Source organism: Accumulibacter sp., from assembly GCF_016789985.1.
Classification (GTDB): Bacteria; Pseudomonadota; Gammaproteobacteria; order Burkholderiales; family Rhodocyclaceae; genus Accumulibacter.
The window spans coordinates 1-12,583 of record NZ_JAEUOL010000284.1 but is presented as its reverse complement, the minus strand read 5'-3'; the positions used below and the strand labels follow the sequence as shown (position 1 = coordinate 12,583).

At 65.0% G+C, this 12,583-nt stretch carries 14 protein-coding genes; 12 read left to right on the top strand and 2 right to left on the bottom strand.

Features of this window, described 5'->3' with window-relative positions:
* The 12 genes from JNK99_RS16380 to arsC form a co-directional block, all read left to right on the top strand.
* Positions 1-751 (top strand): PQQ-binding-like beta-propeller repeat protein (locus JNK99_RS16380; RefSeq protein ID WP_291855147.1); only part of this gene is annotated, 751 nt, incomplete at its 5' end.
* Positions 752-778: 27 nt separating this feature from the next.
* Positions 779-952: a hypothetical protein gene (locus JNK99_RS16375; RefSeq protein ID WP_291855152.1), complete on the top strand. Its 174-nt coding sequence runs from the start codon at positions 779-781 to the stop codon at positions 950-952.
* Positions 880-1,245 (top strand): alpha/beta hydrolase, encoded by a 366-nt coding sequence (locus JNK99_RS16370; protein ID WP_291855149.1) that lies wholly within the window; start codon positions 880-882, stop codon positions 1,243-1,245. Before JNK99_RS16375 ends, JNK99_RS16370 begins: the two co-directional genes overlap by 73 nt.
* 218 nt (positions 1,246-1,463) lie before the next feature.
* Positions 1,464-2,312, top strand: a complete 849-nt coding sequence (locus JNK99_RS16365) for an amidohydrolase family protein (protein WP_291855144.1) — start codon at positions 1,464-1,466, stop codon at positions 2,310-2,312.
* A gap of 160 nt (positions 2,313-2,472) precedes the next feature.
* Positions 2,473-3,027, top strand: a complete 555-nt coding sequence (locus JNK99_RS16360; RefSeq protein ID WP_291855141.1) for a tetratricopeptide repeat protein — start codon at positions 2,473-2,475, stop codon at positions 3,025-3,027.
* Between the two features lie 84 nt (positions 3,028-3,111).
* The gene (locus tag JNK99_RS16355) at positions 3,112-4,275 is read left to right on the top strand and encodes an efflux RND transporter periplasmic adaptor subunit (RefSeq protein ID WP_291855138.1); all 1,164 of its coding nucleotides are present in this window, start codon (positions 3,112-3,114) and stop codon (positions 4,273-4,275) included.
* Between the two features lie 3 nt (positions 4,276-4,278).
* Positions 4,279-4,998 carry an ABC transporter ATP-binding protein gene (locus JNK99_RS16350; RefSeq protein ID WP_291855135.1) on the top strand — a complete coding sequence of 240 codons (720 nt, stop codon included), beginning with the start codon at positions 4,279-4,281 and terminating at the stop codon, positions 4,996-4,998.
* The gene (locus JNK99_RS16345) at positions 4,980-6,188 is read left to right on the top strand and encodes an ABC transporter permease (protein ID WP_291855132.1); all 1,209 of its coding nucleotides are present in this window, start codon (positions 4,980-4,982) and stop codon (positions 6,186-6,188) included. Before JNK99_RS16350 ends, JNK99_RS16345 begins: the two co-directional genes overlap by 19 nt.
* Before the next feature lie 19 nt (positions 6,189-6,207).
* Complete coding sequence (locus JNK99_RS16340; RefSeq protein WP_291855129.1) at positions 6,208-7,413, top strand: ABC transporter permease; 1,206 nt, start codon at positions 6,208-6,210, stop codon at positions 7,411-7,413.
* 374 nt (positions 7,414-7,787) lie between these two features.
* The gene (locus JNK99_RS16335; RefSeq protein ID WP_291855126.1) at positions 7,788-8,954 is read left to right on the top strand and encodes an SGNH/GDSL hydrolase family protein; all 1,167 of its coding nucleotides are present in this window, start codon (positions 7,788-7,790) and stop codon (positions 8,952-8,954) included.
* Between the two features lie 200 nt (positions 8,955-9,154).
* Positions 9,155-9,766 (top strand): CBS domain-containing protein, encoded by a 612-nt coding sequence (locus tag JNK99_RS16330; protein WP_291855123.1) that lies wholly within the window; start codon positions 9,155-9,157, stop codon positions 9,764-9,766.
* A gap of 62 nt (positions 9,767-9,828) precedes the next feature.
* Positions 9,829-10,194 carry an arsenate reductase (glutaredoxin) gene (gene arsC, locus JNK99_RS16325; protein ID WP_291855120.1) on the top strand — a complete coding sequence of 122 codons (366 nt, stop codon included), beginning with the start codon at positions 9,829-9,831 and terminating at the stop codon, positions 10,192-10,194.
* 76 nt (positions 10,195-10,270) lie between these two features.
* On the opposite strand, the gene JNK99_RS16320 is transcribed toward arsC, so the two are convergent.
* Positions 10,271-12,124, bottom strand: a complete 1,854-nt coding sequence (locus JNK99_RS16320) for a glutamine--tRNA ligase/YqeY domain fusion protein (protein WP_291855117.1) — start codon at positions 12,122-12,124, stop codon at positions 10,271-10,273.
* Between the two features lie 135 nt (positions 12,125-12,259).
* Positions 12,260-12,583: SRPBCC family protein (locus tag JNK99_RS16315; protein WP_291855115.1), on the bottom strand; the 324-nt coding region annotated here is incomplete at its 5' end.

Genomic DNA, 12,583 nt, shown 5'->3' with positions numbered 1-12,583 from the left:
CGAGGAAGACAACTTCGACGTGCACATCGTCGACTACGAGAAGCGCGCACTGACCTGGACCTACGGCATACCGGACACCCGCGGCAGCAGCGACGGCCTGTTGAACTACCCGGACGACGCTCACCTGCTGGCCGATGGCCGTTTCATCACGGCCGACATTCGCAACTGCCGGGTGCTGATCATCGATCCGAAGGACAACAAGGTGATCAGCCAGTGGGGCACCCCGGGCAAGTGCCGGCATGATCCGCCGCACGAACTGGCCTATCCCAACGGCGCTACGCCGATGGAAAACGGTGACATCCTGGTCACCGAGATCAAGGGTGCGTGGATCTCGCGCATCACCCGTGAAGGTCAGGTTGTGTGGAGCGTCAAGGCGCCGAACATCCGTTATCCCTCCGACGCCTTCCCGACAGTGGACGGCAGGCAGGTCATCGTCGCCGACTTCTGGAAGCCCGGCCGGGTAGTGATCTTCGACCCGGCAACACGCAAGATCACCTGGGACTACTTTGTCAAGGACGGCGACAAGATGCTCGACCACTGTTCGATTGCCCGGGAACTGCCCGACACCGGCGACATCCTGGTGGTGGACGATCTCAACGACCGCGTCGTCGTGATCGATCGCAAGACCAAGGAAATCATCTGGCAATACGGAGAACGGGGCAAGAAGGGCTTCGCCCCCGGTCTGCTGAACTACCCGGACGGGGTCGACCTCGACGTCTTTCGTAACTGGAAAGCAGTGCTGCGCAAGTAGGGTGCGAGCGCGGCAAAGGTGATCCTGATGCACGGTCTGTGGACCCCGGCAGCGGTGTTCGGCCTGCACGGCAGCTGGTTGCGGCGTCGCGGCCACCGCGCGCTGCGCTTCGCCTACCCGAGCGTGCGCTGCACGCTGTCGAAAATGCGCTGGACCTGGCGCGCTTCATTGGCGCAACCCAGGCGATCGACATCCATCTGATGGGCCACAGCCTCGGCGGCCTGGTCATCCTGCAGATGCTGGCGCAGGCAGCAGATCCGCGCCTGCCCCGGGTCGTGCTGTTCGGGGCACCTCACTGCCCGGGTAGCCACTGCGCGCGGCACGAGCATAACCTGCCGCTGTTCTACCAGGAGATCGCACGGTACAAGGCACTGCAGAAGCCTCTCGCCGCAGCGAGTGGCTCCCGGCGAACTCCGGTAGCGCTCCGCCGCACGAAAGAAGCATGGCTCACGACGCCTGCAGCGTCTTTTCGCCCTGACCGCCTCGTGCAGTGAACAGTGAACAATCCGTGCTGGCAGCACGTCTGTATCGACAGGGTCGCGGAAGGTATCCAGCCGGCAGGGCGCGACGCTCCCCGCCCAAGGCAACTCCCGGAAACCGCCGGCGCTCGGCACGCCGAAACGATCGACGTGACTTGCCGTCTATTGGCAAGCCCGGGCTCGCTACCGATAGCCCCGCACGCTTGCACCGTCCCCGTCGAAAGGAGATCACCATGCCAGCCCGTCACCTCTTGTCCCTGCTGACGATCTGCTCGCTCGGTCTGGGTATGGCGCACGCGGCGGGAAGCGGCGAAGCGGATCCGCCACTGCCCCTGTTCGACGCTCACCTGCACTACAACTGGGAACCGGCAGCGCATTTCCCACTCGCCAGGCTGCATGCCCTGTTCCGCGCACAGAGGATCATGGGCATCCTCGCCACCAGCCACCCCAACGATGGTACGCGCGCGCTCCAGGAGGCGAAATCCAAGGATCTCTGGGTGGTACCCTTCATCCGCCCCTATCGGACGCGCAGCGACGTACAGACCTGGATGAACGATCCGCAGACCACGGAGCTGATCGTCGGCGAGTTCAAGCATGGCTATTACCAGGGTATCGGCGAGTTTCACCTGGCAGGCCAGGCAGCCCATGGGCCACAGGTCAGGAAAACCGTCGACTTTGCCGTAAGGCAAGGTCTCTACCTGCACGCCCACGCCGATGACGAGGCCCTGGAAATCCTTTTCGGCCAGAACCCGGGGGCGAAGATCATCTGGGCGCACACCGGATTTTCGACCGAGCCGGCCAGGGTCGAAAACTTCCTGCGGAAGTATCCCAACCTGTGGTGCGAGCTCTCCTACCGCCACGGCATCACGGACGGCAACGGCAAGCTCACCCGGGACTGGCAGACCCTGTTCGAGAGGTACCCGGAACGTTTTCTCGTTGGTTCCGACACCTGGATCGACGAGCGCTGGAACAATTACGGCGACATCATGGCCACCTACCGCACCTGGTTGGCACAGTTGCCACCCGACGTGGCCGAACAGATCGCCTTCCGCAACGCCGAGCGACTGTTCCGCAGAAAGTGAGCCGGCTAGCCGGGCGAATCGGCTGCCCGGCGCGCGCCATCGGTCGCAAACAAGCGCACTAGCGGCTGAATTCCCGGCTGCTTTGGTTTGCCGGGACTTCTTGTTAGAATTCGTCGCTCATGCGGCAGCCATCCGCTGCCTGGCCAGGTGAACCCCACGTATGCTCTCGACCCTCCCGAAGCAGTTTTCGGCATCGCTCCGTGCCTTGATCGTCGGCCTGCTGGTCGGCTGTTGCGTTTCCACCGCGGTCGCCGACGAGCTTGCGGAAGCCGAGCGTCTGTTGAAACAGGGCCAGGCTCTACAGGCCCTTGACAAGGTCGAGCTGGCCATCGCGGGCAAACCGAGAGAGCTCCACGGACGCTTCCTCAAAGGCCTGATCCTCACCGAGATGGGTCGCCAGAGCGAAGCAATCACCCTATACACGCAGATCAGCGAGGACTATCCCGAACTGCCGGAACCCTACAACAACCTGGCCGTGCTGTATGCCCAGCAGAAACAGTACGACAGGGCGCGTCAACTGCTCGAAATGGCCATCAGGACTCACCCGGGATACGCCCTGGCGCGCGAGAACCTGGGCGACGTCTATGTCCGGCTGGCCAGCCAGTCTTATGATGAAGCGCTCCGCCTCGATGCCTCGAACAAGGCAATGAAGGCCAAGCTGGCCCAACTGCGCGAGCTGGGCAGTGCCCCGGCAACCGGCGGGAGGGTCAAGTAGAAGCTGGATGCCAGCGATGCCTGCGCCTGACGACGCCATCCCCACCCTGACGCAAGCAACCTCCAGCCCTTGCCAAACCGCCGCATGCCACCGCCTGTCCGCCGCCGCCTGTTGATCGCTCTGGCCGCCGTTTTCCTGATTGCCGGTGTGGTCTGGTGGGTCACCCGGCCGGAGCCGGTCGCCGTCGTACTGAAGACCATCGAACGTGGCCTCGTCGAAGCGACGATCTCGAACACCCGTGCGGGAACGGTCGAGGCTTGCCAGCGCACCAGGCTGTCGACCATCACCGGCGGGCGCATCGAAGTTCTGGCTGTCAAGGAAGGGGACCGGGTCAGCAAGGGCCAGTTGCTGATGAAACTCTGGAACGACGACCAACAGGCGCAGAGCACCTGGCTTGCGGCACAGGTCGCAACAGCCCGCCAGCGCGTCGCCGAAGCCTGCATCATGGCGGCCAACCTCGAACGGGAAGCCGAACGGCAGTCGGCACTGCGCGCCCGGGGTTTCGTCTCGGGAACCCGCGAGGAGAACGCACGCAGCGAGGCACGGGCCCGACGCGCCAGCTGCGCTGCGGCCAAGGCCGACGTTGCCCAGGCCGAGGCGAGGGTCAGGCTGAGCCACGTCGAACAGGGGCGAACGGTGCTCTACGCGCCCTTCGCCGGCACCATCGCCAAAATCGTCGGCGAAGTGGGCGAATACTCGACGCCATCGCCACCCGGGGTGCCGACCCCGCCGGCGATCGACCTGATCGACGACTCCTGCCTCTATGTCAAGGCACCGATGGACGAAGTCGACGCGCCGCGGATCGCCGCCGGGCAGCCCGTGCGGATCAGTCTCGACGCGCTGCCCGGGCGGTCCTTCGCGGGCACGGTCAGACGCATCGCGCCCTACGTCTCGGCGGTCGAAAAACAGGCGCGCACGGTCGATATCGAGGCGACCTTCAATGACCCCAGCGCGCCGGGCAAGCTGCTGGTCGGTTACAGCGCCGACCTTGAAGTCATCCTCGCGGTCCGCGAAAACGTCATTCGCATCGCTTCGTCGGCGCTGCTCGCCGGCGGCCGCGTGCTGGTCGCCGACAGCGACGGCCGGCTGGCCGAGCGCCAGGTGAGAACCGGACTGGCGAACTGGGAGTTCACCGAGGTGATCGATGGCCTGCAGGTCGGCGAACTGGTCGTCACCTCGCTCGAACGGGCCGGGGTCAAACCCGGCGCGCACTATGTCGAGGACCACAAGCCGACAACCGGCAAGTGATTGATGGCTGCAGTGCTGATCGAGCTGTCGGGTATCGAACGGGTCTTCCACCTCGGTGACAGCAATGTGCACGCGCTGCGCCAGCTTGACGTGAGCATTGGCGCCGGCGACTACGTTGCCGTCATGGGGCCTTCCGGCTCGGGCAAGTCGACGCTCCTCAACCTGCTCGGCCTGCTCGACCGGCCCGATGCCGGCACTTACCGTCTGGAAGGGCGCGACGTCACCACCTTGTCGGCCGAAGAGCAGGCGCGCGTGCGCAGCAAGCGAATCGGCTTCGTCTTCCAGAGTTTCCATCTCGTGCCCCGGCTGACCGCCGCCGAGAACATCGCCCTGCCCATGGTGCTGGCCGGCCTGCCACCAGCCGAACGCGCCGCGCGCGTCAGCCGGGCGCTCAGCGATTATGGATTGAGCAACCGGGCCGATCACCGTCCGGACCAGCTCTCGGGTGGCCAGCGCCAGCGCGTCGCGATTGCCCGGGCAACCATCATGCGGCCGGCAGTGATTCTCGCCGACGAGCCGACCGGCAACCTTGATCGGGCGACCGGCGAGGAAGTGCTTCGCCTGCTCGAGCAACTCAATCAGGATGGCGTCACCCTGATCGTCGTCACCCACGACAGCGTGCTGGGCGCGCGCGCGCGCCGGCAACTGCTGATGGAGGACGGCGCATTACGGCACGACCGCCGGCGTGACAGCGAGACCAACCCATGCGCGCCCCCGACCTGATCCGCTTCGCCCGTGATGCGGCAACCGGCAATCCGCTGCGCACCCTTCTGCTGATCCTGGCCATGGCCATCGGCGTGGCCGCCGTGGTCATCCTGACGGCGCTCGGTGACGGTGCGCGCCGCTACGTGCTCAACCAGTTTTCTTCGATCGGCAGCAATCTGGTGATCGTTCTGCCCGGTCGCTCACAGACCGGTGGCTTCAACCCGGGCAACGCCATCACCAGTACACCGCGTGACCTGACGGTGGACGATGCGCAGGCGCTGCGGCGCGCCAGCGCCGTGCACCGGGTCGCGCCGCTCGCCGTCGGCACCTCGGAGATCAGCGCTGGCGGCAAGCTGCGCGAGGTCATGGTGGCCGGAACCACCGCCGACTTCATCGAAGTGCGCCGCCTGGCCCTGGCGCAAGGGCGGTTCCTGCCAGCGGGCGACTGGCGACGCGGCGTGTCCGAAGCAGTCATCGGCGCCCGCATTCGCGATGAGATGTTTGGCCAGCAGGAGGCGCTCGGCCAACTGGTGCGCGTCGGCGACCGACGGTTTCGCATCGTCGGCGTTCTCGCTTCGACCGGTCAGGGGCTGGGCATGAATACCGACGAACTGGTGATCGTTCCGGTCGCCCTGGCGCAGGCCATGTTCAACAGCAACACCCTCTTCCGCATCCTGGTCGAGGCGGCCAGCCGGGAAGCGATCGAGCCGGCCAGGACGCAGGTTGCCGAAATCATCCGGCTGCGCCACGAGGGCGAACAGGACGTGACGATCATCACCCAGGATGCGGTACTCGCCACTTTCGACCGCCTGCTCGGCACGATGACCCTTGCCGTGGCCGGCATCGCGGCGATCAGCCTGGCCGTTGCCGGCATCCTGGTGATGAACGTCATGCTCGTCTCGGTCACCCAGCGCACGGCCGAAATCGGCCTGCTCAAGGCGCTCGGAGCAACTGGAGCGACCATCCGCAACGCCTTTCTGACCGAAGCGGCCATGTTGTCGGTGGCCGGCGCCCTGCTCGGTTTCGCCCTTGGCCAACTGGGCGCGGCGATCATCCGGCAACTGTATCCCGCCTTTCCGGCCTTCCCGCCCGACTGGGCGGTACTGGCCGGACTGGGCACGGCGCTGACCACCGGCATCGCCTTTGGCGTCCTGCCGGCGCGCCGGGCGGCGCGGCTCGACCCCGTGCAGTCCCTGTCGAAGCGCTGAGCCATCCCGGCAGACCGCGATGATCCGCCCGCGCGACTCGCTCCGACTCGCCCTGCGCGCCATCACCGCGCACCGGCTGCGCAGTTTTCTCACCCTGCTCGGCATTGCCGTCGGCATCGCCGCCGTCATCCTGCTGACCTCGATCGGCGAGGGTATTCACCGCTTCGTCCTCGCCGAGTTCACCCAGTTCGGCACCAACGTGATCAGCGTCTCACCGGGCAAGACCAGAACCGCAGGCCACGCACCGACCGGCATCCCGACCTCGGTACGACCCCTGACCCTGGACGATGCGCGTGCCCTCGAACATCTGCCGCACATCACCGGCATGACCGCCACCGTCTGGGGAAACACCGAGGTCAACGCCAATGGCCGCCTGCGCCGGACCACCGTCAATGGGGTCAGCGCGGCAATGCTCAAGGTGTTCAGCATCCGGGTACGCAGCGGTCAGTTCCTGCCCGCCGAGGATGCCGACAACGCACGTGCCTTCCTCGTGCTCGGCGCCAAACTCAAGGAAGAGCTGTTCGGCGGCGACAACCCGCTGGGCGCGCGGGTGCGTGTCGGCGGCCTGCAGTTTCGCGTCATCGGGGTTCTCGAAGCGAAGGGACAGTTCCTCGGCATCGACCTCGACGACGCGGCCTACATCCCGACCGCCCGCGCGCTCGAACTCTACAACCGCGACGGAATCATGAAGATCGACCTCTCTTATGAGGAGGGAGTCCCGGCCGCTGCAGTCAGCGCGCTGGTTACGGCAACACTCAAGGCGCGCCACGGACGCGAAGACTTCACCATCACGACGCAGGAAGACATGCTGCGCACCTTGTCAAACATCCTCGACGTCCTGACCATGGCGGTAGGAGCGCTGGGCAGCATCTCGCTGCTCGTCGGCGGGGTCGGCATCGTCACCATCATGACCATCGCGGTGGCCGAGCGCACCGGGGAAATCGGCCTGCTGGTCGCCCTCGGCGCGCCACGCCGCACGATTCTCGGTCTCTTTCTCGGCGAGGCGGTCGCACTTTCGGCGCTCGGCGGGCTGCTCGGCCTTTTGCTCGGAATCGGGCTGGCGCAACTGATCCACCTGCTGCTGCCCGCCCTGCCGGTACACACCCCGCTCAGCTTCGTCGCACTGGCCGAAGGACTGGCGATCGCCATTGGCCTGCTGGCGGGAGTGCTCCCCGCCCGGCGAGCCGCCGGTCTGAACGCCGTCGAAGCCTTGCGTGCCGAGTAAGGCGATACGGATGGGCCAAGCGGCAAGAGGTCCGGATCTGCGCACGATCGAAATGGGCGAGCGGGCGACACCGACCATCCCGCTGGGATCGACCCACCGGATGCCAGCGAGAGGCTCGCCCCATCAGCCGACCCTCGCCCGGCTGGCTGTCGGATTTTTTTACACCCGCTCCTCCGAAGGCTGGAAGAATGGCCAGACAATATCTATAAATCATGTCTTTGTGTTGTATGGCGCAGTTTGTGCTTCCGATCGACAAAAAAATAATCTGGTGTACTGCTTCACAGAAAGGCAGACAGATCGGCCGACCGCGTGATCGCGGTCGGCTATTTTTCCTGGCACGCTCAAGACGCTTATTACCGAAGGAGGAACACAGAGTGGGGGAGATCAATCAGCACCAGGACATGACCGGCACAAACGTACTGCAGCGGCTCGCTGCGCACTGCCTGCCGCAGGCGAGAGCCGTCATACGGCTGGTCGAACGGCAATTGCTGGCCTGGCCGCTGGCCATTGCCTGCCTGACCGTTCCGGCCGGGGTACAGGCGGCCTATTCGAATCTCTTCCTGTTTGGCGACAGCCTGTCCGACAGCGGCAACAACGCATTCGTCTTCGACTACGTGGTCGGACCACCCCTGCCACCCGGTACGCTGCGCACGCCGCTACCCACCTCGGGCAATACCTTCATCCCGGATTTTCCGTACAGCACACCGGTTGGCGGTCGCTACTCGAACGGAGCGGTGTGGGCAGAAACCTTCGCCAGCTCCCCGCACATCGGAAGCGGCGGAGCGTTGGCCTCCAACCTCGGCGGAACGAACTACGCCTATGCGGGGGCTCGGGTCGGGCCGGTCGTCTCGAACTTTCCTTTCAGTCTGAGCACCCAGGTGGCGGGCTTTCTTGCCTCGCTGGCCCAGAACCAGACGGCGGCACCGGCTGACGCCTTGTATGTCGTGGCCGGTGGGGGAAACGACGCACGTGACAGCATCTCCGCAGCCGGCCAGGACATTGCCGCCGGCAAGACGCAGCTCGAGGTGCTGCAAGGCATCCAGGCCCGCGCAGCGGTTTATGCGGGTTACGTCGAAGGGATGGTGGACCAGCTTTTGCTGGCCGGAGCGCATGACATCGTCGTCTGGAACACACCCAACGCCGGGGTGGCGCCCGCCATCCTGGCACAGAACGCGGGGGTGCTGGGTGCAACGGTATCGCAGTTGATGAACCTGTCCCTGCGCCAGGCTCTCGACGATGAACTCGCAGCTGGCGTCCGCATCTTCGACGCCTTCGGCTTCATTACCGGAGTCAGCATGGCGGTGCGGGCCGACCCGATCAATAATCCCTACGGCCTGACGGATGCGGCCAACGCCTGTTCGGCGATCGTCGGAGCGAACTGCGACGATTACTTCTTCTGGGACGGCATTCATCCGACCGCAGCAGGGCACAAGCTGCTTGCCGCAGCCATGGCCAGCTTCGTCCCCGAGCCGGACACCCTGCTTCTCCTGGCGATCAGCTTCTTCGGCCTGGCAGCAGCACGGCAGCGGAAGTCGCGCTAGAATCGGGGAGCCTTGCGACACACAGGCCACGCTCTGGCGAGGCCTTGCTTCTTTCGGGGAAGCCCCCCGCCCGGTTCGGCAAGCCGCAACATCGTCAGCAAAGACCGTGGCCGGACGGGGATCATCCCGGCTGACGCCAGGTCAAGGGCGGCAACGATCGACGGGCAAGGTGCACCAAAGCACCCGACGAGGAGAACAGCGTGTTCTCGGTGTATGGCTTGAGTGGCCCGATCTTCCGTGGCACATTCGAAAGATTCAAGGAGCTGCCCGGCGTTCTCCACAGCAGGGCGATCCGGCCGATTGCCGGGGACGAGCCACGTCTCCCGTTCAACGCCCCGACTGCACAGGCCCTCGGCGCCTACCGCGAAATGCTGCGCGCCGAACCTGATCGTGGCCCGCTCTATCACGCCTACCAGATCATGCAGCGGCAGGTCGTCTCGGTGTCAAGCCGCGACGCCGTCGAACGCGCCTGGCGGCTCCTGCTCGAAAGGCGCATTCACCAGGCGCCGGTCCTCGATCCCGGCTACCAGCTGGTCGGCATCGTCAGCGAGCGGGATCTGCTGACCGCACTCAACGTCGATGAGGGTGGCGCGCGCGACGTCCTGGCGCGCCAGGTCAGCGACGTGATGAGCACACCGGTGGTCAGCGCCGACCCGGTGACGGACATTCGGCGCATCGCTGAGGTGATGCTCGAGCACCAGATCGACGGCGTGCCGATCGTCAACGAAAGCGCGGCACTGGTCGGCTTCGTCTCGCGCAGCGACATCCTGCGTGCAATCATCACCGACCCGCCGCTCAGCCTCTGGCGTTAGCGCCGGTCGCAGCAGACAGCGGCCTCCTTTTTTCCGATCACACTTTCCTCACGAGGCAGCCGATGAGCACAATACCCGTCCGCATCTATCACAACAAGCGCTGCTCGAAGAGCCGTGCCACCTGTCAGCTGGTCGCCGAACGCGGCATCGCCGCCGAAATCATCGACTACCTGAGCACACCGCCGAGCAAGGACGAACTGCGTTCGTTGCTCGACAAGCTCGGCATGCCGGCTGCGGCGCTGGTCCGGCGCGGGGAGGCCGTCTTCAGGGAGCACTACGCCGGGCGTTCGCTCAGCGAAGACGAATGGCTGGACGCGCTGGTCGCGCATCCGATCCTCATCGAACGGCCAATCGTCGTGCGTGGCGACCAGGCAGTGCTCGGCCGGCCACCGGAGAAGGTGCTCAAACTGCTCCAGCCAGGCGGCTGACATCGGCCACCCCGGGGCGGGCGCCAGAGCCTGGCGCCCGCCCCGGATCAACTGCTGACCACATTGCCGGCCGTTCCTACCTCCTCTGGCCGGGCTTGCTCGACCACGAGTCCTTGAGCGTGACGGTGCGATTGAAGACCGGCACACCAGGCTGCGAATCGACACGATCGGCGACGAAATAGCCATGCCGCTCGAACTGGAAGCGATCTTCCGGACGCGCCTCCTTCAGCGAGGGCTCAAGCCAGGCTTCGATGACACGAATGCTGCCCGGGTTGATGTCCTCGCGGAAGTCACGCTCGATGCCTTCGGGATCACCTTCGCGCCTGGCACCGGGAGAGGGGACGACAAACAGCCGGTCGTATAGCCGCACCTCGGTGAGGCAGGCCGCCGCCGCAGAAACCCAGTGCAGGTTGCCCTTGACCTTGTAGTTGTCGGCGCCGGCGCTGCCGCTCTTCGAGTCCGGCAGGTAGTCGCAGTGCACCGCGTTGACCACGCCGTTCTGGTCGCGCTCGCAACCCGTGCAGCGCACGACGTAAGCATGCCGCAGGCGAACCAGATTGCCCGGATAGAGTCGATGATAACCCTTGCCCGGTTGCTCCATGAAGTCTTCCCGTTCGATCCACAACTCGCGGCCGAAAGGCATCACACGCTTGCCCATCTCGGGCCTCAGCGGATGATTGGGGGCATGGCAATCCTCGCTCTGCCCGGCCGGATAATTGTCGATGACCAGCCTGAGCGGGTCGAGCACCGCCATGCGCCGCTCGGCCGAGTCGTTGAGCACCTCGCGCATGGTATCTTCGAGCTGCGTGTACTCGATCAGGGAATCCGAGCGCGAAGCACCGACGCGCTCGGCGAACAGGCGGAAACCTTCGGCCGGATAACCGCGACGACGGGCGCCGACCAGGGTGGGCAGGCGCGGGTCGTCCCAGCCGGCAACGTGCCTTTCCTCGACGAGCTGGATCAGCTTGCGTTTGGAGAGCACGATGTAGGTCAGGTTGAGGCGTGAGAACTCGATCTGCTGCGGTAGCGGGCGCTGCAATAGTCCGCCTTCGGCCAAGCGCTCGAGCACCCAGTCGTAGAACGGCCGCTGGTCGGCGAATTCGAGTGTGCAGATCGAGTGGGTGATGTTCTCCAGCGCATCTTCGATCGGGTGGGCATAGGTGTACATCGGATAAACGCACCAGCGGTCACCGGTGTTGTGATGACTGGCATGCCGGATGCGATAGATCGCCGGATCGCGCAGGTTGATGTTGGCCGCCGCCATGTCGATCTTGGCACGCAGCACATGCGCGCCATCAGGAAACTCGCCCTGCTGCATGCGCTTGAAGAGGTCCATGTTTTCTTCGACGCCACGCTGGCGAAAGGGCGAATCGGTACCCGGCTCGATCAACGTGCCGCGCGTGGCGCGCATCTCGTCGGCACTCTGGCTATCGACGTAGGCGTTGCCGCTGGCAATCAGGTACTCGGCAAACTCCACCATCCAGTCGAAATAGTTGGAAGCAAAATAGAGGTTGCATTCCCGCACCGCGGCTTCAGCCGATTCCACAGCCGCATCTTCCCAGGAGAAACCCAGCCAGCGTACCGAATCGACGATCGAATCGACGTATTCCTGTTCCTCCTTCTCCGGATTGGTATCGTCGAAGCGCAGATGGCAGCGACCACCGTAATCCTGTGCCAGTCCGAAATTCAGGCAGATCGACTTGGCGTGACCGAAGTGCAGATAGCCGTTCGGTTCAGGCGGAAAACGTGTACGGATGCGTGCCGGATCGAGCGGGCCGGTGAGCTGTCGTGCTGCCGGGCCCGGGCTGCCCGACCAGCGGCGCTGCGTGTGCTTGCCTGCGGCGAGGTCGGCTTCGATGAGGTTGCGGATGAAATTGGTGCTGGCGAGTGTGGATGAACTCGCCGCATTGCTGGTTGGCTCCTGGCTCACGTGGCAGTCCTTGGTTCGAGAAGCTTCGCATTTTACCCGGCGACGCTGGCAAAACCGCTAGATTTCATGTGCCAGGGCGAATCGCCAGCCGCCGCCCGGCAAGGCGCCGGGATCTCCGCCGCGCCGGAGTGCGGGCTACCCGGATTCAGACGGTCCGGCGCGCCGAACGGCGGCCGTTGCGGCCAGGGCGTGCGCGCGCAGTTCGAAGGCGCTGACCATGCTGCTGGCCATCGGCAGGATCAGCATCTCGACGACGGGCATCAGGAAAAATGAGCGCATCACACAGTCGAGGGTGAAGTCGACGTGACAGTGGTCATAGGCCAGCGGCGAGAAGGTCCACCGGATGTCGAAGCGGCAGAACGAGCGATCCTGCGAAACGATGCTGATGCCGTTTGGCCGGGCAAGTTCGGTGCGCGTCCGGAAACGGTGCCGCAACAGTCCGAGTGCCAGACTCTGCTC

Bases quoted from the DNA above. Each gene is read 5' to 3' on its own strand.
- JNK99_RS16375 (WP_291855152.1), top strand. From the start codon at position 779: ATGCACGGTCTGTGGACCCCGGCAGCGGTGTTCGGCCTGCACGGCAGC.
- JNK99_RS16365 (WP_291855144.1), top strand. From the start codon at position 1,464: ATGCCAGCCCGTCACCTCTTGTCCCTGCTGACGATCTGCTCGCTCGGT.
- JNK99_RS16360 (WP_291855141.1), top strand. From the start codon at position 2,473: ATGCTCTCGACCCTCCCGAAGCAGTTTTCGGCATCGCTCCGTGCCTTG.
- JNK99_RS16355 (WP_291855138.1), top strand. From the start codon at position 3,112: ATGCCACCGCCTGTCCGCCGCCGCCTGTTGATCGCTCTGGCCGCCGTT.
- JNK99_RS16350 (WP_291855135.1), top strand. From the start codon at position 4,279: ATGGCTGCAGTGCTGATCGAGCTGTCGGGTATCGAACGGGTCTTCCAC.
- JNK99_RS16345 (WP_291855132.1), top strand. From the start codon at position 4,980: ATGCGCGCCCCCGACCTGATCCGCTTCGCCCGTGATGCGGCAACCGGC.
- JNK99_RS16340 (WP_291855129.1), top strand. From the start codon at position 6,208: ATGATCCGCCCGCGCGACTCGCTCCGACTCGCCCTGCGCGCCATCACC.
- arsC (WP_291855120.1), top strand. From the start codon at position 9,829: ATGAGCACAATACCCGTCCGCATCTATCACAACAAGCGCTGCTCGAAG.